General features: G+C 38.3%; 17 protein-coding genes and 1 tRNA gene. 10 read left to right on the forward strand and 8 right to left on the reverse strand.

Translation table 11 applies throughout. From position 1 onward, the window contains the following. Positions 1–105 precede the first annotated feature (105 nt). Entirely contained in the window at positions 106–786 is a 681-nt protein-coding gene (locus E6H07_12575) for an ATP-binding cassette domain-containing protein (protein TMI63606.1), read from the forward strand. Positions 787–791: 5 nt separating this feature from the next. After that, positions 792–1,673 carry a glycosyltransferase family 2 protein gene (locus E6H07_12580; protein TMI63607.1) on the forward strand — a complete coding sequence of 294 codons (882 nt, stop codon included), beginning with the start codon at positions 792–794 and terminating at the stop codon, positions 1,671–1,673. A 4-nt stretch (positions 1,674–1,677) separates the two neighbouring features. Here the strand turns inward: E6H07_12580 and E6H07_12585 are convergent, their stop codons facing one another. The 4 genes from E6H07_12585 to E6H07_12600 form a co-directional block, all read right to left on the reverse strand. Further along, on the reverse strand, positions 1,678–2,724 hold the full coding sequence (locus tag E6H07_12585) for a glycosyltransferase family 4 protein (protein ID TMI63760.1): 1,047 nt from the start codon (positions 2,722–2,724) through the stop codon (positions 1,678–1,680). 62 nt (positions 2,725–2,786) lie between these two features. Continuing rightward, positions 2,787–3,791, reverse strand: a complete 1,005-nt coding sequence (locus E6H07_12590) for a Gfo/Idh/MocA family oxidoreductase (GenBank protein TMI63608.1) — start codon at positions 3,789–3,791, stop codon at positions 2,787–2,789. Positions 3,792–3,869: 78 nt separating this feature from the next. Continuing rightward, entirely contained in the window at positions 3,870–6,374 is a 2,505-nt protein-coding gene (locus E6H07_12595) for a TonB-dependent receptor (protein ID TMI63761.1), read from the reverse strand. Between the two features lie 227 nt (positions 6,375–6,601). Then, on the reverse strand, positions 6,602–7,207 hold the full coding sequence (locus tag E6H07_12600; GenBank protein TMI63609.1) for a DUF445 family protein: 606 nt from the start codon (positions 7,205–7,207) through the stop codon (positions 6,602–6,604). Between the two features lie 101 nt (positions 7,208–7,308). Here E6H07_12600 and E6H07_12605 point away from each other — a divergent pair. Together E6H07_12605 and E6H07_12610 are read left to right on the forward strand one after the other, a co-directional pair. Further along, a tRNA-His gene (locus E6H07_12605) sits at positions 7,309–7,385 on the forward strand. A 155-nt stretch (positions 7,386–7,540) separates the two neighbouring features. After that, the gene (locus E6H07_12610) at positions 7,541–9,688 is read left to right on the forward strand and encodes a tail-specific protease (GenBank protein TMI63610.1); all 2,148 of its coding nucleotides are present in this window, start codon (positions 7,541–7,543) and stop codon (positions 9,686–9,688) included. Between the two features lie 53 nt (positions 9,689–9,741). Here E6H07_12610 and E6H07_12615 read toward each other — a convergent pair whose 3' ends face one another. Next, entirely contained in the window at positions 9,742–10,251 is a 510-nt protein-coding gene (locus tag E6H07_12615) for a DinB family protein (GenBank protein ID TMI63611.1), read from the reverse strand. Between the two features lie 167 nt (positions 10,252–10,418). Between E6H07_12615 and E6H07_12620 the strand changes: the two genes are divergently transcribed. The 5 genes from E6H07_12620 to E6H07_12640 all read left to right on the forward strand — a co-directional run bounded on the left by E6H07_12620 (position 10,419) and on the right by E6H07_12640 (position 18,229). Next, positions 10,419–10,916: a dCMP deaminase family protein gene (locus tag E6H07_12620; GenBank protein ID TMI63612.1), complete on the forward strand. Its 498-nt coding sequence runs from the start codon at positions 10,419–10,421 to the stop codon at positions 10,914–10,916. Positions 10,917–10,940: 24 nt separating this feature from the next. Next, on the forward strand, positions 10,941–12,176 hold the full coding sequence (locus E6H07_12625; GenBank protein TMI63613.1) for a DUF1343 domain-containing protein: 1,236 nt from the start codon (positions 10,941–10,943) through the stop codon (positions 12,174–12,176). Positions 12,177–12,306: 130 nt separating this feature from the next. Continuing rightward, the gene (locus tag E6H07_12630) at positions 12,307–13,395 is read left to right on the forward strand and encodes a hypothetical protein (GenBank protein TMI63614.1); all 1,089 of its coding nucleotides are present in this window, start codon (positions 12,307–12,309) and stop codon (positions 13,393–13,395) included. A gap of 103 nt (positions 13,396–13,498) precedes the next feature. After that, positions 13,499–16,687 carry a gliding motility-associated C-terminal domain-containing protein gene (locus tag E6H07_12635; GenBank protein TMI63615.1) on the forward strand — a complete coding sequence of 1,063 codons (3,189 nt, stop codon included), beginning with the start codon at positions 13,499–13,501 and terminating at the stop codon, positions 16,685–16,687. 57 nt (positions 16,688–16,744) lie between these two features. After that, on the forward strand, positions 16,745–18,229 hold the full coding sequence (locus E6H07_12640; GenBank protein ID TMI63616.1) for a beta-lactamase family protein: 1,485 nt from the start codon (positions 16,745–16,747) through the stop codon (positions 18,227–18,229). Between the two features lie 31 nt (positions 18,230–18,260). Here E6H07_12640 and cls read toward each other — a convergent pair whose 3' ends face one another. From cls to E6H07_12655, 3 genes are all read right to left on the reverse strand, one after another. Then, positions 18,261–19,706, reverse strand: a complete 1,446-nt coding sequence (gene cls / locus E6H07_12645; GenBank protein ID TMI63617.1) for a cardiolipin synthase — start codon at positions 19,704–19,706, stop codon at positions 18,261–18,263. 129 nt (positions 19,707–19,835) lie between these two features. Continuing rightward, positions 19,836–21,191: a T9SS type A sorting domain-containing protein gene (locus E6H07_12650; GenBank protein TMI63618.1), complete on the reverse strand. Its 1,356-nt coding sequence runs from the start codon at positions 21,189–21,191 to the stop codon at positions 19,836–19,838. Positions 21,192–21,421: 230 nt separating this feature from the next. Beyond that, the gene (locus E6H07_12655) at positions 21,422–21,844 is read right to left on the reverse strand and encodes a hypothetical protein (GenBank protein ID TMI63762.1); all 423 of its coding nucleotides are present in this window, start codon (positions 21,842–21,844) and stop codon (positions 21,422–21,424) included. A gap of 247 nt (positions 21,845–22,091) precedes the next feature. Between E6H07_12655 and E6H07_12660 the strand changes: the two genes are divergently transcribed. Continuing rightward, the gene (locus E6H07_12660) at positions 22,092–22,484 is read left to right on the forward strand and encodes a hypothetical protein (GenBank protein TMI63619.1); all 393 of its coding nucleotides are present in this window, start codon (positions 22,092–22,094) and stop codon (positions 22,482–22,484) included. Positions 22,485–22,657: the final 173 nt, after the last annotated feature.

The following is a 22,657-nucleotide window of genomic DNA, read 5'->3' on the forward strand; positions in this document are numbered from 1 at the left end:
TATAACTAATTATTTAGTTTAACAACTAAAAATTTAGTTAAAGCGAAAATTTTTATTACTCCCTAGCATTTCTTCCTTTATTTTGCACAAACCAAACCCATTAGAATGGCTGAAGCAATCATAGATATAAGGCATGCAAATATTTACCAGGGCAATAACCTCATTTTACAGGATGTGAACCTCACTGTAAATAAAGGAGAGTTTGTTTACTTGCTGGGCAAGACTGGTACTGGTAAATCAAGCTTATTAAAAACACTTTATGGTGAGTTGCCGATGCGTGAAGGGGAGGCCACTGTAGTCGGGCATACTCTAAAAAACCTGGATTGGAAGAGGGTTCCTTTTCTCCGCCGCTCATTGGGTGTGGTGTTCCAGGATTTTCAATTATTAACCGACAGAAATGTAAATGATAACTTGAAATTTGTTTTAAGAGCAACAGGGTGGGTGGATAATAAACTGATGGATGAAAAAATTTCCGATGTACTGGATAAGGTTGGCTTGAAATCGAAAGGGTTTAAAATGCCTTTTGAGCTGAGCGGTGGCGAGCAGCAAAGGGTGGATGTCGCAAGGGCATTATTGAATTCGCCGAAATTGATTCTTGCTGATGAACCTACCGGTAACCTTGACCCCGAAACATCAGATGAAATTATGAGTTTGTTATTCCAGATAGCAAAAGAATATGGCACAACCGTGCTGATGGCGACTCATGATTATATCGTAGTGCAAAAATTCCCGGCCCGGATGATACGTACCGAAAGAGGCCGTGTACTTGATAATGCTCAAATGTAAAATTTTTGAATTTATCTGTTCTTATACCAGTCTTCAACAGGGATGTTACTTTGCTGGTATCCGCACTGGCAAGCCTGCTCACGAAAGAAAAAATTATAAGCGAAATTATATTACTGGATGATGCTTCTGCATCAGAGTTTAATAATTTGAACCAGCAATTAGCCGAAGCTGATTTTATTTTCTATTCACGCAATAAATCCAATTGCGGAAGAACGATCACCAGGAAATTACTGGCATCACAAGCACAATATGATTACCTGCTTTTTTTAGATTGCGATGTAAAGATCATCAGCCCTGGTTTTATTGCAAACTATCATGCACAAATGAAGGAAAACACCGATGTATGTAGCGGTGGCCTCGTATATGAAGAAACGGAACCGGATGAAAATAAATTTAAGCTACACTGGCGGTACGGAACATTCAGGGAGAGTACGCAACGGGTTTTTCTTTCCAGTAATTTTTTAATAAAGAAGGATGTTTTTCTCGGAATGGATTTTAATGCGCCACTAAATCAATATGGCCACGAGGATACTTTATGGGGAATAGAACTAAAAAAGAAAGGTGTTCAGGCAAAATTTATTGAAAACCCTGTTATGCATGAAGGCATCGAGGAATGTAATTCATATATAAATAAGTCTTTGATGGCGGTGGAAAATCTACTTGTGCTGGAAAGATTAATTGGTGAAGAAGAACTTGCCCGACATGTAAAGTTGTACGAGATGTATAAAAAATTAGACCGCTATAAAATTACCGGGCTGGTTGCTTTGGCGGAAAAATGGTTTCATTCTTCGATCATAAAAAACCTTTGCTCTTATGAGCCTTCCTTAAAATATTTTGACTGGATGCGGCTGGCACATTTTATACGCTTAAAAAAAGCGGCTAAATAAAGGCTCATCGATCTTCTGCAAATATTTTTCTATAAAACTCAACTAACTTTTTCTCTTCATTTTGCCAGTTCAATTCCTGTTTGGCTTTCAGACAATTCTCTCTTAGCAGATTCCTTTTAACTTCATTATTCAACAACTCATTGATCGTGTCAGCTACTGCTTCGGGTTTTAACTCATCAATAAGAACCGCTACTTCATAGTGCCTGTTTATCTTCTTGTATTCAGGAAAATTCATGGTGATCTGCGGAACTGCAGAATGGATATAATCAAAAAATTTATTCGGCAATGCCAGCCATTGATTCAATCCTTCTTTTTCTGATAAGGCAATTCCAATCGCAGCTTGTTGCGAAATGGATCTGAGTTTATCTGGAGCAACCCAACCTTTCAACTCAATTTTATCTTCAAGTTTGTTTTCAGCGATCAGCTTTTTTAATTGAGCCATAAAGTTTCCATCACCGCATATCATTAATTTGGAGTTTACATATTTCATGGCCGGAATAAGAACTTCAAGCCCCCGGCCTTCATTTACTGCTCCCTGGTATAAAATAAACTGCTTAGTAATTTCGGTTGTTTCTGTTTCTTTCAGTACCGGTACATTGCGGATGGTGATATAGTCAACGCCGTATCTTTTTTTAAATTCTTCTGCAATGCCTTCACTCACTGTATAGCCCCATTTAAATTTTGGAACCAGTTTTTTCTCAACTGCATCCCATATTTTTTTCACCCGCGGCCTTGTTATTACTTCTTTTAGTTCAGTAAACAATTCGTGGGCATCATAAATGCGGGGAATTTTTTTGAACCATGAAATAGTATAGCAAGGGTGAATAGTGTCAAGATCAATGGCACAGATCGCATCCATTTTTTTCAGCATTAAAAAACTCAGCAGGCGAAGATTATATTCGAAATAAAATAGTTTGCCTTTATTGAACCAGCATTTTAATCTTCGCTGTTTGAATTTTTGTGCTGTCAAGGGGAGGGAAGCAGGTAATTCCCGGCCCACCAATGTAATGTCATAACCATTTTCAGCCAACGTGGTACAGATACGCTGCATTCGCTGGTCGAGGTTCAGATCATTGGTTACTGTAAAATATATTTTTTTCAAAATTCAAAAGATCAGCTAAGTGGTATTGTTTGATAGATCCGTTCAATTAGTTCAACTGTTTTCAGCCCGTCAACCGCATTGCTGAAAGGATGTGTATTATCGTTCATGGCAATCAGCATATTTTCATACACTTTATCATGATTGCTCATGGAGCCTTTGTAAAATCCATAATCATTAGCAGCGCCGTCAAAAATATTTTTTAATTCAGTAGCATCGCAATGCTGGTATTCAATTTTATTCATGTAACTACCGGCAATGCGTACAGATCCCTTCTCGCCAATTAATGTCAGCGATACTTCCATGTTTTTTTCAAATGTATTAACCGACCAGTTGAGTCCACCGATCATTCCATTCTCCATCTCCAGCGATGCAGATCCCGTATCTTCAAACTCGATTACATCTTTATGATACATATTTTTCCTGAAACCATTTATTGATTTTACATCGCCAAATAACCAAAGCATTGCATCGATATAATGACTAAACTGAGTATAAAGAGTGCCGCCATCAAGTTTTAGCGTTCCTCTCCAATCATTATAATATGTTTTGGGGCGATTCCAGAAACAATTCAATTGAAAACTGAAAAGCTTTCCCAGTTTATTTTCAATGATTATTTTTTTTAACTCAGCCAATGCGGGATTGTAGCGGGTAGATTTTACTACAAACAATTTTTTGTTGTTTGTATCAGCAGCTTGCATCATTTCTATCGCTGAATGGCCGCTTATACTCATAGGCTTTTCACACAAAACATTTGATTTAGCATTCAAAGCCATTATTGAATGTTCAGTATGCAACCCGTTCGGTGTGCAGATGGCGGTTATATCAATATTTTTTACATCGGTAAACAGATCTTCAATGGAATAATAAGCTTGTGTATTAAATTTTGAAGCTAATTCATCAGCTCGTTCATTTATAATGTCACATACACCGGCGATACTACCATGCTTTGCTGCCTGCTCTGCATGGCGTATTGCTATTTTACCACAACCAATAATTGCAAACTGTAATTTTTGCATACGGCTTCAAATATACAGGTAAGGAATGGCAATAAAAAAGTCCCGCATTATGCGGGACTTATATTTTAAATAACGATTTTATTGCATCATTCCATCACTGCCATCACCTTCACTTCTTGTATTCTTGCGTTTGAACAGATTCATATCAAATTTCCCAAAACGCCAGCTGAAGTTAACACGAACCATCTGAGGGTCGCGACGACGAAGAGATTCTTGTGTGAAAAATTGAGATTCGGAATAAGTGAAATTGCGTCTTGTTTTGAAAATATCGCTCCAGCTAACTGCGATCGATGCTCTTTTCTCTTTCATAAATTCATAACGTAATGCCAGGTCAACATAATAGTTAGGTAAATTATATCCCTGTGCAGTGCTTTGCGGACCGCCATGCATCATCATACTACCACCACGACCGCTACCGCCACCTGATCCACCAGGAGGCAATACAGTTTTTGACTGGTATTCGCCTGACAACTGGAATGTAAAGTTCTTGGGTAGCTTAAATGAATTATTCATTTTGGCAAACCAGCTCAGAAACTGGTCTGTCTCCGGCAAACTTGGATCTTCTATAGTGATCTTTGAAGTGAAGAAATTAAAGTTTGTTGTCATATCCCACCATTTGGTGATCTTATTTTTAGATGTTAATTCAAGCCCGGTTACATAACTGGAGTTTGCATTGATATAAGTGTTTACCAAAACATCATCGCCACTTATTGGATTTTGTTCCTTTATTTGATAGCTTGTAATCAGGTTGTCTGTTCTTTTATAATAATATGAAACCAACAGGTTGTCCCTGGTTTTTTCAAAAGTCTTTGAATAAGAAACCTCAGCTGAGTTAGTGAATTCTGGTTTCAGCGTTGGATTTCCTCTTCTTACATTAAGTGAATCTGAGTAATCGGTAAAAGGAAACATTTGAAAGAAATTTGGCCTGTTTATTCTCCTTGAATAGTTAAACTGCCAGTCCTGATCTTTCTTCATTTTAATAGTGGCTCCTAAACTTGGAAAAAGACTTATTGGGAAATTGACATTGAAGTCCTGGTTTTTATCCGGCATTTCGCCATCATAATTAGAATTCTCTGCTCTTAATCCTAATTGGTAATTAAAATTATTCACCTGGTTGCTGTAAGTGGCATAGGCAGCATACACATGATCTTTGCTGTTAAACCTGGAAGATAATTCAGGTACATAAGTTTCTCCTCCTGTGCCAGGCTCTACATAATAAAAAAGCTGTTCACTGTTTATATCTCTTATTTGCATACGGACACCCAGTTCCATTTTTGATTTATCCGTCAGGGGATTTATAAAATCACTTTGTAAAACAATGTTCTTATTAATACCGGCAGTACTTTGTCTTTGCATGTTGGTACCCACATGTGAATCCTGAGGTACAGTATAGTAATCTGTAGTGATGAGGTTGTTGTTCCTATTTCTGCCGCTGTTAAAGTTAACGTCGGCAGTCCATTCACGTCCTGCTTTAGGGAAAAGATGTTTGTAACCAACCTGTAAGCCTTTATTTTTGAATTCATTTTCAGAATTCGCTAATCTATTAGTGAATGAAGAAGTTACTATAGGGTATAAGGAATCAATATGAATATCACTGATTGTTTCTGGTTCAAATGCACCCTTGAACATATTGGCACTAAGTGTAACAGTGTTACGGTTATTCAAGAAATAGTCAAACCCGGCTCTGATGCCTTTCATATCTCCTTCAGAAACACTACGGTCGTCCTGAGTTAAAAAAGTACTTGGTGTACTGATTGTCGTTGTTCTCTCAGTATGACCAGTGCCGATGGATTTACGCTGATTAAAATTTCCACTTATGAACGTATTTATTTTCTGAGTTCTTACGTTTATATCTCCATTAAAATTTACACGGGCACGGCTATCGATACCTGCTCTTATACTTCCGTTATAACCTGCTTTACGGTTTTTCTTTAAAACGATATTTAAAATACCAGCCTGTCCGCCTGATGCATCATATTTTGCTGATGGGTTGGTGATGATCTCAATACTTTCAATCGCATCGGCAGGGATCTGGTCAAGCGTAAGAGTAGTAGGTCTGTTATCAACAAATATTGTTGGCGTATTATTTCTCAATGTTACATTTCCATCGAGGTCAACCTGAACGGAAGGAACATTCTTCATTACATCTTCTGCAGTACCGCCGGCACTCACAAGATTTTTATCTACGTTAAAAACTTTTTTATCAGCAGCCAGTGTTAGCGCCGAACGTGAAGCTGTTACTGTTACAGTACCTAATACCTGCTCATCAATTTCCATTTTAAAATTGCCAAGGTCCTTATCAAGAGCAGTCATCATATTGCCGCTTTTCAAATCAAAAGCAACACTTTTTTCAAGGCCTTTAAAACCTATAGCTGTAATTTTTATTTTGGACTGTCCCATTGCTGGCACATTTTCCAGCGAAAATTCACCGTTTGCCTTTGTAAGCATTCCCGTTACCAATTTTTCAACTCTTTGTTTAGTTACCGTGTCAAGTTTATTCTGGTATAATTCAATACTTGCAAATTCGATGGCTTTGCCTGTTTTTCCATCTACAATTTTTCCATAAAAACGACCGTTAGGCATTTGGCCTCCGCCTCCGCCATTTCTGTTGCCGCCACCTTGCATCGTTGGGTTTTGGGAAAAAGATAAAAGACTAATAATCAAAAAGGAAATTAATGCGAGAAACTTGTTCATTTTCAAATTTTTAAGTTAGACGGTCAAAGTTGTTATAACCTTCACCAAACAAAAAGTTTCTATGATGAAAGGTAGATAAGTGCTGATAAAAGGAAATTGCTTGGCAAACGCAGTTTTTAGCGGGTCAATTCCGATATCAGTACCTGTAAAAATCCAATAAGCAGGCCAATTATGCCACCGAGGATTTCTACAAAACGGAATTCTTTTGACATGATCTGGTAAAGCATATTCTCCAGTTTATCGGACGAAAAAGCAGATACTTTGGTATAAACGATTTGTTCAAGATCAAGTTCTGCTTTCATGTTGCCGGCATATTGCTTCATCAGTATGGGGAATAATTCTTCCAATTCATGCATAAAGACAGATTTCATCTTATTGATGGTCTTATCGCCGATGAACATGCTAATGACCGGCATTTCATCGGGCAGTTTACGTCTTAAAAAATTCTCTATATGGGAATCGATCAGTGGCATCACCTGCTTCAGGTTTTTTGGGTCACTGATTTTTTCTTCTATATCTGCAAATGATAGAAATTCATCACTCACCATTTTACCCAGGTTGGCAGCAAGTTTTTTTTGTCTTTTTGGAAAAATGCCATGAAAAGTAACGCCGAGAATTTTTTTAGGTTCTTTAGGATGAAAAAGCATTTTGATGGCGATCCAGTTGGTGAACCATCCGATAAATGCTGAGATAAGTGGAATAAGTATGAGCCAGTAATTCATAGTTAAAGAAAATTGGCTGCAAAGAAACAGTATGCTGCATCGTATTCAAAATCTCATTTTGTGTGCATACATGATTTTCATATTTTTGTCGCCCAAATACGGTAGCCATAGCTCAGTTGGTTAGAGCATCAGATTGTGGTTCTGAGGGTCGTGGGTTCGAACCCCATTGGTTACCCGAAATGAAGAAAAAACTCCCTGCTCGCAGGGAGTTTTCTTTTTTAACTTATAATACCGTTTGTCAAAAACTGCTGTTAAAAGCCTCTAAAGACAAGAAAACCACTCTTTTTACGTTATTTTTGGGTTATGCTAAAAGCATTTAAATATCTAACAAATATGAAAAGACTCCCCGTAGTGTTGCTGTTTTGTGCAGCTGGTTCCTTTCTTGCGTTTCGTTCGCTTGAGAATAGTAATACTAACCCGCCAGGTAAGTATGAAAAGATTTTGAAATTGGTTGGTGAAATGCTTGTCCAGGGGCATTTCAGTCCGCAGGACATCAATGATAACTTCTCAAAAAAAGTATTTAAAAAATATTTGGATGATCTCGATCGTGAGAAAACATTCTTTCTACAATCTGATGCAGATGCATTGAAAAAATTTGATACAAAACTGGATGATGAATTAAAAGGCAGCCCGGTTGAATATTTTTTGGCAGCCGGCAATGCATTTACAAAAAGAATTGAAGAGGCTTCAAAAATTTATAATGATATTCTTTCAAAGCCTTTTGAATTCAATACGGATGAAAGCGTAGTACTTGATGGAGATAAACTAAAATATGCAGTAAACGAAGCGGAGGTAAAAGACAGGTGGAGAAAGAAATTAAAATACATGACGCTTGAACGTTATGTGGATATCCTTGACAACCGCGAAAAGAATAAAGGCGTTGAAGGTTTTGTAATGAAATCTGACGAAGAACTGGAAAAAGAGGCAAGAGAAAGAGTGAAAAAAATAATGGACCGCACTTTTGAACGGTATCGTTTAAAGTTTACGGATGATGATAAATTCAGCCTCTATGTAAATGCAGTAACGACTACAATGGATCCGCATACCGAGTTCTTCCCGCCGGTTGATAAAAGATATTTTGATGAAGAAATGAGTGGCCGCTTCTTTGGCATCGGCGCTTCATTGGTTTATGATGAAGGGAATATTAAAGTTAATACGTTGCTTACCGGCAGTCCTGCTTGGAAAAGTGGTGAAGTACAGGTTGGTGATGTGATAATGAAAGTTGCCGAAGGAAAAGCTGACCCTATTGAACTGACTGGCTACAGTGTAACTGATGCTGTGAAAGTGATCCGTGGTAAAAAAGGAACTGAGGTAAGGCTTACACTTAAAAAATCAGATGGTACACTTAAAACTATTTCACTGGTCCGTGATGAAATTGTACAGGATGAAACATTTGCACGCAGTGCAATTGTTCATAATAACGGTTATAAGATCGGTTATATCTACCTGCCTGAGTTTTATGCAGACTTCGATAATCCGGATGGTAACCGTAGTTATATTGATGTAGCAAAAGAAGTAGCGAAACTGAAAGAAGAGAAGGTAGATGGTATTGTAATGGATTTACGTAATAACGGTGGCGGTTCTTTATATGATGTTGTACAAATGGCTGGTCTGTTCATCAATGATGGTCCAATCGTACAGGTAAAAGATCGTAATTCAAAACCAACCGTATTAAATGATAAAGACCGTTCGGTATTATACACCGGCCCGTTGGCGGTGATGGTAAATGAATTCAGCGCATCAGCATCAGAAATTTTTGCTGCAGCTATACAGGATTATGGTCGTGGTGTTATCATTGGTAGTACGTCTACGTATGGCAAAGGAACGGTACAAAGAAATATTGGGCTCGATCCTGAAACAGGATTCTCTGCATCTAATTCTGAATTAGGTACTGTAAAACTCACTTTACAAAAATTCTATCGTATCAATGGTGGTTCTACACAATTGAAAGGTGTAAGTTCTGATATTGTATTACCTGATAATCTTGAATACCTGAAAGTAAGAGAGAAAGATGACGAGGATGCATTGCCCTGGGATGAAATAACAAAAGCACATTATCAAAATTCTAATTCTCCTTTTAACCTGGAGCGTTTACAGCAACTAAGCGGTGAGAGATTACAAAGCAATGTTGCTTTCAAATTGATTAAAGAAAATACAGACTGGCTGGCAAAACAGAATGATAAAGATTATTCTCTGCAACTGGATAAGTACAGGAAAGAAAGAAAAATGATCAGCGCAACTATAAAACAATTAGAAAGCCTGATGAAATTGGAGGACGAACTGGATGTTAAAGCACTTTCAAGCGAAGTCAACAAATGGTCAAATGATAAAAGCAAACAAGATCGTTTCAATAACTGGTTAAAAAATCTGCGTAAAGATATTTATCTTGACCAGGCTGTAAAAGTGGTGAATGATATGGTGAACCAGCAAAACCTGGTACAAGGGAAGCCTACAGTAGAAGAAAAGAAAAAAGCATTCTGATAAAAAATGAAATACAAAGAGTCCCGTCCCGTTCCAAACGGGACGGGATTTTTTTATAAATAGCGTTCCTTCAAAATTGCAAGATGATGATTGCAGTGCCCGACACAGATATAACCAATTCCTAACACATAAACAGGATGATTATTCGCTTTGCCTGTTGAGTCTAGTTGCGAATCATTAAATGAATCAAACAAGTATTCAGTTGATCTGCGTACAGCTTTGAATTCTTCGATCATATCCTCCCACTTTCTTGCACTTGCATTTGATTCCGGGGCCCATGCATTTTCATCAAAGCCGGGCAGGTTGTTTTGATCTTTTCTGGAAAAGGTCAGTGCACGGTAAGCAAACACTCTTTCTGCATCTATCATGTGCTGCAGTAGTTCTTTTATTGTCCATTTATCTTTATCATAAGCAAAATCATATTTTGATTCCGGTATAGAACTAAAAAATGAAAACATAGATGTTGACTGGTTACTGAATGCCGTCATTAGATCATCTTCTTTTACCAGGTTAATATATTTATGAAAAAAGTTAGGTACACGGGATAGATCAGGTCTTGGCATAAATAAGTTTTAAAAATGAAATTTAAAATTATGAAATCACTGTTATCCTCTTGCTGCCGCTTATAATTTTATTTTTTAAAATGAATCAGCTGCCTGATTCAACTCAAAGTTTGATACAATACCATAAATTCGTGGACTCAGGTATTTACAAATAAAAACAGCAAGCATTGAAAAAGCGTACTGATTACATTTCATGGGATGAATATTTTATGGGAGTAGCTTTACTATCTGCCCGTCGCAGCAAAGATCCCAGTACACAGGTCGGTGCCTGCATCGTCAATGAAAAAAATAAAATCGTAGGCGCCGGTTATAATGGTTTACCGATCGGTTGCGATGATGACGAATTTCCCTGGCATAAAGAGGGTGAGTTTCTTCATACTAAGTATCCTTATATCTGTCATGCTGAATTGAATGCTATTCTTAATAATATTGGGATGGATTTGAAGGGTTGTAAAATCTATACCGCTTTATTTCCATGTAATGAATGTTCAAAAGCAATTATTCAATCAGGAATTTCAGAAGTCATTTACCTGTCCAATAAATATGAAAGCAATGATATTTTCAAAGCATCCAAATTTCTGCTTGATAAAGCCGGAATAAAATGCAGGAGAGTAGAAACAAAAATTAAAGATATTACACTGTCATTTGATGAATCCGGCGTCTGATTTTTTAAATTTTAAAAAGTAATAATGAAATCCTTATCACTCTTGTTTGTAGTACTGATCTTTAATTTTTGTGGTACGCCCCATCATCCGGCCCCATCCACTTCTTCATCACAGGATGAAACAACAGGCAAACGGTCTTTATTTACCGGCGCTGAACAAACTGATAAATATGTTCCGTACTTAAAAGGGAAAAGAGTTGCTATAATGGCCAATCAAACGAGTATCATTGGCAATACTCATTTGGTTGATAGCCTGCAATCGCTTGGATTAAACATTGTAAAAGTATTCGGGCCAGAGCATGGCTTTCGTGGCAATGCAAGTGCAGGAGTGCAAGTAGCGGATGAGATCGATACTAAAACCAATATTCCCATTATTTCATTATATGGAAAAAAGAATAAGCCATCAAAAGAAGATATGGTTGATGTGGATGTATTAGTTTATGATCTTCAAGATGTGGGATGCCGTTTTTATACAAACATAAATGCATTAGTAAGGTTAATGGATGCCTGTTATGAAAACGGAAAAGAAATGCTGATCCTTGACCGTCCCAATCCGAATGGATATTTAGTTGATGGACCTATTCTTGATACGCAGTATAAATCAGGGATCGGTATGTTCCCGCTTCCAATGTCACATGGATTAACGGTTGGAGAATTTGCACAAATGGCAAATGGAGAAGGCTGGCTGAAGGGTAAAGCAAAATGTAAGATCAAGATAATACCGGTTGCGAATTATAATCATGATATGCCTTATACATTGCCGGTAAAACCCTCGCCGAACTTAAACACACAACAGGCAATCATGTTGTATCCTTCCACTTGTATGTTTGAAGGAACTTATCTTAATCATGGTCGTGGTACGATGTTTCCTTTTACAGTAATTGGGAGTCCTGAATTAAAAGGCATTTATCAGTTCTCTTATAAATCTGAAAGTATAAAAGGTATGGCCGAAACACCTTTGTTTATGGGTCAGACTTGTTATGGTCTTGATCTGAGAGATTATGACATCACAAAATTTTACAAGACAAAACAGATAAACCTGCAATGGATAATGGAATTGTATAAAGCACATCCGCATAAAGAAAAATTTTTCGATTCCAAATTGAGCAGGGAGATGGGAACCATCGAAAGGCTGGTTGGTTCCGGTTTATTCCGCCAGCAGATCATCGATGGAAAATCAGAGAAAGAAATTCGGGCAAGTTGGGAACCCGGGCTTAGCCAATACAAAGAGATGCGGAAAAAGTATTTACTGTATCCTTAAAGCAATTTTATCGTAGTTTATCGACGGAGTTTTTCTCACCTGAGTTAATACGTTGTTTAATCAGCCTGTGAAACTGAAGGCTGAGGAAATTTTTCATTTCCTTTGACGTTTAATCAATAAATCCCATCTCGTGAAAAAACTATACACCTACCTTTTACTGGTATTCCCGCTTGCAATAGCCGCACAAAAATCAGTAGACCTGGACAAATTCCGTTTCAGTGTACAATACCGTTCGCTGCCTACTATGAAGCTGGACAGTACCTACCGCACTTATAATGTGGAAGTGGAAACAACCAGGATGATGAACCCATTCATGCAGGAGCTTACACCTGAAAAATCAGTGAAACTGGGAGGCTGGCGCAAGCTTCAAAGCGACGGGCACCTTGAAATAAGAATAAAGTTTGGTGATCTGCTACCGGGCGATGTAGCGGTAAAAGAAAGGGTGGTAACAACCAAAGACAAGAATGGTGTTATTACAGGAACAAAAACATTTTATTCCCAGGAAGTAACTTATACTTTTGAAGCCGAGGCTACCATTACTGATTACAGGGGCGTGCATATTATGGATCAGCAAATGGCAAGCCGCGATAATAAAAGAATTTACAGGAGTCCTGAATTTGCATTACGTCCATTAGCAGAAAGTTATTTTATAGTGAACTCAATGGCAGTTACTAAAGAACTAATTCGTGAAAATGTGAATACTGCAATACAAAACCTGAGCCAGCAGATAACAAATAATTTCGGTTTTGAAGAAGTAACAGCTAATGATTATATATGGATCATCGATACCCGCAAACATCCGGAAAACAGTGCCTGGAAAAAAGCTGTTCAGCAGATGAATGAAGTGTTGTTTAATCTGACTGCGAGTACACCTGTAGTAGGGGCAAAGGAACAACTGAAACCAGTAATAGATTATTTTGAAAAGATCCGGAAAAATTATGCTTCTAATAATCGCCACGATCGTAAGATCCGGTATGCAAGTTATTTTAACCTTGCTGTATTATATTATTATTTAGACGATCCTGCTTCAATGTCAAAAGAAGCAAACGGGTTGGTGCTAAATGATTTTGATACAAAAGATGGTAAGGGGTTTGAAAATACAGCGACCTGGCTGCGAAATCAGTTTCAGCAAACAAATTTTAATACAAGGCATTTCCCGATCGATATAAATTCTTTCAAGGGGCCAAATGAGAAAGCCGGAGATGTTACTGTAAAATAACCGGGTTTTTACCCGGGATTTTATAAAAATTTTCTCATCTTCTTATTGGTTGTCAATTTAATTCGTGGGCTTTAGTTGCTATATTTGAGTATATAACAACTGCATGCTTTCCCGAACCATTAACTGTTATAAACCTCGACTAATTGCCTGCTTTTTCATGCTGATAGCAGTTGATTTTTTGCATGCACAACAACAACAACAAAATAATTCTCCCAATACTTACCGGCTGAATGCAATTACAGATAAGAAAACCGATCTTTTCGGGACACAGGGTGAGTATATACAAAATATAGGGCAGTATGGCGATACCCTGGCTGGTTTTGAAAACCTTGGCCGGGTTCTTTATGGATATGAAGGTCTGACAATGCCTGTATTATTTACATCCAAAGGAGTAATTCATCTGCAAAAGCAGCAACAGCAACTAACATATGAAGAAAGATCAACATTGATCCATGCTGGAATGAGTAAAGAAGAAAGAAAAAGAATTACAGAGTCTTGTTACCGGATGATAAGTTTTGAATGGCTAAATGCAAACCCGAACCCGGAAATCATTGCACTGGAAAAAAAAGCATCCTATCATACCTACGGCACGATCAAGCAAAAAGCATATGCATTTGAGAAATTGGTTTATAAAAATTTGTATCCTGGTATAGATGCAGAATATAGTTTTGATGGAGCTGATAGACCGGGCTTTGAATTTAAACTGCTGGTAAATGCAGGCGCAGACATTAGTAAAATAAAAATTCGCTTTGGCGGCGATATACAATCTATGACAACAGATGATGCAGGAAGGTTGGTAGTTAAATCAGATATCGATGGCATCGTTCAATCAGTACCGCTTTGCTATTTTTCTGGTGATATAATGAAAACTGCAAAACAAAAAGCAGCATATAATATTCAGAGAAATGAAATTGAATTTAAACTACCCGATGGGTTTAGTGCAGGTAAATCTTTTGTTATCGATCCATTTGTTACCAGCACAGCCACACTTACAGGCCAACAGCCGGGTGTAGCTAAGGATATCGATTTTGATTATAACGGAAATATTTTTGTTGCCGGTGGTGGTGATGGTACTGTTCATAAACTTGCCAAATATTCTCCGGCCGGCACGCTGTTATGGACATTCTCCGGTACATTGACAACCCCTGTATGGAATTTCGGTGGCTCATATGGAGGCTGGGTAGTAGAAAAGGGGAGTGGTGCTATTTACCTGGGACAGGGCTTGGCATCCAGTGGCTTTTCTGTAGTGCGGATAAATGCTGCTGGTATTTATGATAATTACATTTCAACTCCCAATACCAACTTCACTGAAAACTGGAGAATGACATACGGTTGTAACGGAGGGGTACCTAGGATACTCATTGCAGGAGGGGGAGGAAACGCAAACAATGAGTTGGCAATTTTGGATCCAGCCACCGTTAACCCCGCTACCTCCAATCTTTCAGGACTAACAGGAGGACACAATGACATTTCTGATATTATTCTTGACCCGGTTACTAACGAAATGTTTACGATCTATTCAACACCAGTTACCGATGTTTCAAGAGATAACCTGATCTTTAAACATGCACCACCGTATAATTCTACTACACGTATATGGCAGACCAATGCAGGTTTTTTTACTTTGCGTGAACCCGCTAACCGTCCCTATATTACCGGGCTTGAAAATTCGACAAATACATTGTCCGTAAATTCAAATTATCTTTTCTATTGGGATGGTCTAAATCTAAAAGCATTTTCAAAAGCAACCGGCGCACAGGTAGGTACGGTTACAACCTTCACTGGAAATGTTCCCTTACGAACAGGAGGCATATTTGCTGATCAATGTAATAATGTGTTTATTGGATTTACTAACGGTATCATTAAGGTTCTTAATTTTAACGGTAGTGTTTTTAATGATGGGGTAGCCGCTGATATCAGCATTCCGGGTTTTGCAGCGAGCAATGTTTTTGATGTTGTTTATGATAACGGCCAGCAATTACTTTACGCAGCGGGTAACGGTTTTCTTGCTTCTATAGATATTTCATCTTATTGCCCGGCGACAATTTATACTCTTAACCGTATTGAAGATTGTGCGGCCGGTACTGTACAGGCATCATTAACTCCTTCGCCGGTAACAGGTACTACTATTGAATATGAATTGTACCAGGGAACTACTTTATTAGGCACAAACAGTACAGGTTTCTTTTCCGGACTTATCATTGGTGAAAGTTATACGATAAAAGTTTTTCTGAACAGGCTATGCGGTGGTACACATGCCAGCTATGATTTTGTTTTTTATGATAGCCCTTTATTGACAATTACAAACCCGGCAGCCGTATGCCCGGTAGTTGGTCTTACAAGTATTTCCGATCCGGCAGTTACTGCTGGTTCTGCACCCGGTTATACGTATAGCTATTGGTTAGATATGCCAGCAACGATTCCTGTCCCGAATCCTGCAGCAGTATCAGCCGGTACTTATTATATCAAAGCCACTCCAATTACAGGACCATGTTATATTATTAAAAAAGTGGTGGTGCCTGCCCGTATTTCGCCTATTGCTGATGCAGGCCGTGATACAATAATTTGTTTTGGAAAAGATGTACAGCTCAATGGCGGGAATGCTATAACCTATTCATGGTCGCCGGCAACTTATCTTAACAGCACTACAATACAAAACCCGGTAATGCTCAATCCGCAACCAGGCACTTATACTTATAGCTTGCATGTGGTGGATGCTGGTGGTTGCCGTTCCATCAATCCTGACCAGGTAACAGTAAGGATCAATCCACCATTACGTATTGGATTGGTAGGCGATACTATTATTGCTATCAACCAGCCTTTGCAACTGGATGCTGTGGATCTTGACAATAGCGGTTTTTCTACTTATGTATGGACGCCATCGTTCGGGTTAAGTGATCCTTTTATTAAAGATCCCATTGCTATCCTCGACAGGGATATGACGTACCAGGTTCTTGCTAATACTCCTGATGATTGTATGGGATCAGCCGTAATAAATATAAAAGTGTATAAAGGTCCTGAGATCTATGTGCCTTCGGCATTTACACCTGATGGTGATGGATTAAATGATATCATAGGACCGGTTGTAGTAGGCATGAAAGAATTTCATTACTTCAAAATATTTAATCGTTGGGGGCAAATGGTATTTTCTTCTACCAACCCCAGTGCACGGTGGAATGGTAAGATATCCGGTTTAGAACAAAGCACAAGCACTTTTGTATGGATCGCTGAAGCAGTTGATTTCGGCGGCAATCTTGTTAAGCGCAAAGGGACTATTACTTTGATAAGATGATTTTCCCTTATCTTGATTTATAAAACATTCCACAACCTTAACATTTAAATCAATTCCATGTTACGCTATTCAAAGATCATCCTGCTCATACTTGTAGTCAATACAGTTTTTATAAGCTGTCAGTCAAAAGAAGAAGCCCAGGCTAATTCTAAATACAGTGAGGAGATCGAGAACAAAATAAAAGAGGTAGAAAATAAACTCGGTGGATGGGCACAGATAGAAGGTGAAAAAAGCCAATGGACCTTGGCCGAACGTATGAAGCAATACTATATTCATGGATTAAGTATTGCTGTTATTCGCAATTATAAAATTGAATGGGCTCGTGGTTATGGAATGATGGATACAGCTTCCCATACACCGGTAACAACGCAAACGCTGTTCCAGGCAGGTTCGATCAGCAAATCACTAAATGGTGTAGGATTACTTAAATTGGTACAGGATAAAAAGATCAAGCTGTATGCGGATATAAACGATTATCTGAAAACATGGAAATTTCCTTACGATACAACCTCTCATGAAAAGAAAATTACATTGGCGAATTTGCTGAGTCATACAGCCGGCCTCAGCATTCATGGATTTCCCGGTTATGAAAGGGGTGATACGATCCCTTCACTTACCGATATCCTCGATGGTAAAGCACCTGCTAATACAAAAGCAGTACGTTCAATGTTTGAGCCTGGAGTAAAATTTAAATATTCAGGTGGTGGTACCACTATTTCACAACTAATGCTGATGGATGTAACTGGCCAGGCTTATGACACATACATGTGGGAGAATATTTTAAAACCTTTGGGGATGACGATGAGCTCCTACACACAGCCACCTGCAAAAGACAAAGAGAAATTCCTTGCAACAGGTTATCAACAAGACGGACTCCCTGTAAAAGGAAAGTCTAATGTGTATCCCGAACAAGGTGCAGCAGGTTTGTGGACCAACCCAACAGATATTGCTAATTATATCATTGAAACGCAGCTTTCACTCCAGGGAAAATCAAACAAAGTATTATCAAAGGAAATGACGAAACTGCGGTTAACTCCTTATGTTGACAGTAATGCAGCACTTGGTGTTTTTATAGAAACAGAAGGCGGAGAAAAATATTTCGGGCATGGTGGTTCAGACCAGGGATTTCTGAGTACCTATAAAGGAAGTCTTGAAAATGGAAACGGAATAGTAGTGATGGTAAACTCAAACAATGGAAATATTTTAAATGAAGTAGTAAACAGTGTAGCATCTGTTTATGGCTGGAAAGATTTTTATAAACCTGTTATGAAAAAAGCGATTACCGTTTCCGACAGCCTGTTTGCTTCGTATACAGGTAAATATTTGTTTAACGGAGATACCATGAAGCTTTACCGCCAGGGAAGTACAGATTATATTTCATTTACTCCAACAGAAAAATATAAGATCTACTTCACTGCACCCGATGAATTTTTCAGCAAGGAAATCAATGTTGATTTGAAATTTGAAAAAGATAAATCCGGAAAGATCATCGGTTTTTATTTTATGCAGGATGGACAGAAAATGATGCTGAAGAAATTATAGGAGAAGACATTGTAGAAACATAGCGATCAACTTATAAAACCGGCGAAAACAGCCGGGCTACTTTTTCTGGTAATTGATGTATCCATGGTCGTGAAAGCCATTCTTCTTTATTAATTTTCTGAGCATCCTCCAGGTCTGCATAAAACATTTCACGTAGTTGCTTTGCAAATGAAGTATTATAAATTATAGCATTCACTTCAAAGTTCAATTCAAAACTCCGGTAATCCATATTAGCCGTTCCTATTACCGACAGTTTGCTGTCAGTCACCATTGTTTTAGCATGCACAAACCCTTTTTGATACAGGTAAATTTCCGCACCGGCTTTAAGTAATGTGGTGTAATAAGATTTTGATGCTTTATTAATAAACCTGGAATCACTGATGCCCGGCACCAGCAATTTAACCTTTAACCCGCTTAAGGCTGCTATACACAATGCATCCAGCAAACTATCGCCGGGAATAAAATAGGGAGTTGTGATCAGTATTTCCTCCTGTGCCAGGTAGATGGCTTGTAATATGGAATATAATACGGTTGGCATTGGCGAATCAGGACCTCCTGCCGCTATCTGCACAAGACAATTCTGGTTTGTTTCACCAGTAACAGCAAAATAAGATGCATCTGTAATTAATGGTTTACCACAGCAAAAATTCCAGTCTGTAATAAACAGGTATTGTAAATAATAAACCGCAGGCCCCTGGATCATTACATGGGTGTCCCGCCAGTATAATTTCTTCGGCACTCCATTATTTACATATTTATCTGATACATTAATACCACCTGTAAAAGAAGTGTGGCCATCAATAATTACAATTTTTCGGTGGTTGCGGAAATTGATACGGTTCGCCAGCAAATAGAATGTTACTTTATGAAATGGATGAATTTCAATACCAGCTTCTATCATCCTTTGTTCAGTTTTCTTGTTTATTCCGGGGCTGCCAAAATCATCATAGATAAAACGCACCATTACACCCTGCTTTGCTTTTTGGATAAGCAGTTCTATGATGGACAGCCCTGTTTCATCACACTCGTAAATATAATATTGCAGGTGGATATGATGTTTAGCTTCCTTTAATGCGTTTAATAATTCCGGAAATTTATTTTCTCCATTTTTTAAGAGCACTACTTTATTAGAACCGGTAAGCGGACTTCCAAGGTCCTTGATCAGCATAGTAGCCAGTTCCGCATTCTGCTCCACCACCAGGTTATTTGTATTAACTATTGCCTTAGTGTATTGATCAATTTTTTTTAAATGCTCCAGCACCCCGAAATTTTCCTGCATTTTTTTTGAGTATCTTTTTTTTGTCCAGTAATTGATCCCAAATACTATGTAAAATAATATACCAAGTACGGGAATAAATATACACAGCAGTATATAGGCTAAGGTTTTGGTGGTAGCATGCGTTTCAAACAGTATGCGTAACAGCACTACCGCAAGTACAATGACATATATAATGATGGCCAAGTAATACCAATCCATAATTACCGGTTTAAATCACCTTTACAATACAGGTTATGTAATATAGTATTATCAAGCGGAAAAATAATTGGTTTTTATTTTATGCAGGATGGACAAAAATGATGCTGAAGAATAATAAGAAAAGAAATGCTATCGTGTCACTACGATTTTTGAATGCTGTTTATCCTCATGCGTTTTTAACACTACATAATAAATTCCCGGCGGAAGCAAATCTGTATTCACATAAAACTGGTAAGATCCTTTTGGCCTGTCTGTATTGTCAATCATTTTTATCCGACGGCCCGAAGCATCCAGCAATTGTAAAGAGATGCGTGTAGCAATTGCTGTAGATACATTCACAGTAAGCACATCATTAACAGGATTCGGGTGAGTAAGTAATGATGCATATCGCGGTGCCGGAATAGCAGGATAGATACCTTCTCCTTTATATTTCCATATCTGGTTGCCACTTGCAAACAGCATCGTATCATTTACTTTAAACACACGGTTCATGCTAAGACATATAGGCACACGGAACCATGTTCTTCCCCCATCTGTCGATTCATAGGAAGTATTAACATCACCACCCATCCAGCCATGCCGCGGATCAATAAAGCCGATGCCTTCTACATTGTAAGGTGCAGAATCAGCCAGGTGCAGTGTCCATGTCATACCACCATCATCAGACCTAAGAATTTTTGGAGCCCGGCGAGGTAGGTCTTCTATCGAAGCAAAATAAATACGAGGTGTCAGCCTTTGTATTTTCCAGCAATACTCATTCGTTATATCATTTATGAACTTTGTTGTCCATGTAACACCGCCATCTGTTGTATAAAGAATAATAGCAGTCTCCAATGGCTGTGGCCCCTTACCAGTTGCAAAACCAATATCCTTGTTTATAAAAAACAGGTCGATGATGGAAGTGGCATAAGGACGCATATCTATAAAATTCCATGTATTGCCTCCATCAGTTGATTTAATAATATAAGCTGAATCTTCAAACCAGTTGCCGCCGCCATAAATAGTATTGCTGTCAGGAATCGCTAACCCGCAAATTCCTTTTCTTGCACGGGGATGTAACTGTTGAGTAAGATCGGTCCATGTTGCTCCGCCGTCAGTTGTTCTTCGCAGAATATTAGTTGTGATCCCTGTACGTGGAAAGCCACCAACAAATCCTTTTTGTGTATTGATAAATTCAACTGAACGGCAATAGATACTATTATCCTGTATCAACAAACTCCAATCTTCGCCGCTGTTATTTGTTTTTACGATCTGCCCATCACCGCAAACAGCATAACCAGTTTGTGTATTGACCATAAAAATATCATCCACCCTGCTGTTAAAAACAGGAGAGTTGCAGATTTTCCAGCCGTTGTTTTGTGCAAGGCTTATAAGACAAATAAAGGCAGAAAGAATAAGGCAAAGACTTTGTTTAGTTTTCATAGCAGTTCCTGGTATTTTCTTATTCTTAAAATTAATCAAAACAGCCGATTCAATGGTGTGCATTAATTACCATTCATAATAAAGGGCTTAAAACTATTAGAAACAGATGTTGATCGGTTGTGATATTTTAGGCCACAGAGAGCCGCGGAGTATAAAAAGAGTTACTCAGAGTTAATCTGATATCTCTGCGGCTCTCTGTTTCTTCTGTGGCTCTCTGTGGCCACCATTTTTAAATGCAAAAGGCCCCGCTAACCAGCGAGGCCCTGCTTATATCTTAAAGCTTACTATGCTACTTAATTACCGTGGCCCTTACCGTTACCATGGCTTTTATATGTTTTGTACTTGTTATTACTATTATTGTTTCCCTGATTTCCCTTTACGCCTTTGTACTTTGCATACTTTACCTGGTAGGTTGAATGCCGCAAATAAGGCTTAGGTTCATTGATCACAACTTTATAACCGCTGTACAGGTTATAAGACCTGTATCGTGACGGTAAGCTGTTTGCATAGATCCAGTTACCATTGTTCAGGTAAATAAACTGTCGGGTAGGAACATAATAGTAAGCACCTATATCCGGCAAATAATAATACTCTACGTAATCATAGCCTGCCGGACCCCACGCAGGTTGCGAGCCGAGATTAATATTTACACTAATCTGGGCGGTTGATTTGAATGTAGTTGCTGAAACAACAACTACAGCCAACATCAGAATCATCTTTTTCATAACATCACATTTTGATTCAGGCAAAAGTTTCAAACATGATGCCACCCGGTGCCAATGCCCGTTAATTTTATTAACCGGCTAAACGATGATGGACCAGGTGTAGTTGCTTTTTTAGCGAAAAATATTACCCATGATGGGACACTTTCAAACAATGGTGTAATGCATGTCTCTAATTTTCTTAGAAATGTGAACATCGCTGAGAGCTGGCCTGATAATTGGCTTAGTAGTAAAAAAAAATATGAAAAAGCTATTATTTCTAAGTTTAGCCACAAGTCTATTATTGACAGCCTGCAACAACGGAAGGTATAAAGACCTGACTTTAGGTGAAACTGTAAAATTGGAGAAAGATGAGAAAACGGGTCTCATGGTAAACAGTGAAACACATAAGCCTGTCTATATTTATGTTGATACTAAAACAAATGATACTATTTACGGTGCAACCGGCGAAGTGATCAACGGACATGTTGTGAAAGTAAGTGACGGAAAATATTATTATGACGGCGACGATGAGTATAAAGTAAAATATGGTGATTATAAGAAGAAAGTTGATGGCGATGAAGTAAAGATCAAGGATGGTGATACAAAAACAAAAATTGAGGATGGTGAAAAGAAAGTGAAACAAGACGATTAATTAAGCATGAGAGCAATTAATAAAATGCCCCGCTGATCAGCGGGGCATTTGCTTTTAGTACTGTTCGGTGCGTGAAGACAGGCAACCCCTCACTCATTTACCCTTTTTAAAAACATGTGAATGATGTAATTTTTAAAAGATTCTGTGTAACATTTACCTGTTGAAGAAGCATA

Source organism: Bacteroidota bacterium (assembly GCA_005882315.1).
In the GTDB taxonomy this organism is placed as follows: Bacteria; Bacteroidota; Bacteroidia; order Chitinophagales; family Chitinophagaceae; genus VBAR01.

Bases quoted from the DNA above. Each gene is read 5' to 3' on its own strand.
- E6H07_12575 (TMI63606.1), top strand. From the start codon at position 106: ATGGCTGAAGCAATCATAGATATAAGGCATGCAAATATTTACCAGGGC.
- E6H07_12585 (TMI63760.1), bottom strand. From the start codon at position 2,724: ATGCAGCGTATCTGTACCACGTTGGCTGAAAATGGTTATGACATTACA.
- E6H07_12590 (TMI63608.1), bottom strand. From the start codon at position 3,791: ATGCAAAAATTACAGTTTGCAATTATTGGTTGTGGTAAAATAGCAATA.
- E6H07_12595 (TMI63761.1), bottom strand. From the start codon at position 6,374: ATGCCTAACGGTCGTTTTTATGGAAAAATTGTAGATGGAAAAACAGGC.
- E6H07_12600 (TMI63609.1), bottom strand. From the start codon at position 7,207: ATGAATTACTGGCTCATACTTATTCCACTTATCTCAGCATTTATCGGA.
- E6H07_12610 (TMI63610.1), top strand. From the start codon at position 7,541: ATGAAAAGACTCCCCGTAGTGTTGCTGTTTTGTGCAGCTGGTTCCTTT.
- E6H07_12615 (TMI63611.1), bottom strand. From the start codon at position 10,251: ATGCCAAGACCTGATCTATCCCGTGTACCTAACTTTTTTCATAAATAT.
- E6H07_12625 (TMI63613.1), top strand. From the start codon at position 10,941: ATGAAATCCTTATCACTCTTGTTTGTAGTACTGATCTTTAATTTTTGT.
- E6H07_12635 (TMI63615.1), top strand. From the start codon at position 13,499: ATGCTTTCCCGAACCATTAACTGTTATAAACCTCGACTAATTGCCTGC.
- E6H07_12640 (TMI63616.1), top strand. From the start codon at position 16,745: ATGTTACGCTATTCAAAGATCATCCTGCTCATACTTGTAGTCAATACA.
- cls (TMI63617.1), bottom strand. From the start codon at position 19,706: ATGGATTGGTATTACTTGGCCATCATTATATATGTCATTGTACTTGCG.
- E6H07_12650 (TMI63618.1), bottom strand. From the start codon at position 21,191: ATGCACACCATTGAATCGGCTGTTTTGATTAATTTTAAGAATAAGAAA.
- E6H07_12655 (TMI63762.1), bottom strand. From the start codon at position 21,844: ATGATTCTGATGTTGGCTGTAGTTGTTGTTTCAGCAACTACATTCAAA.
- E6H07_12660 (TMI63619.1), top strand. From the start codon at position 22,092: ATGAAAAAGCTATTATTTCTAAGTTTAGCCACAAGTCTATTATTGACA.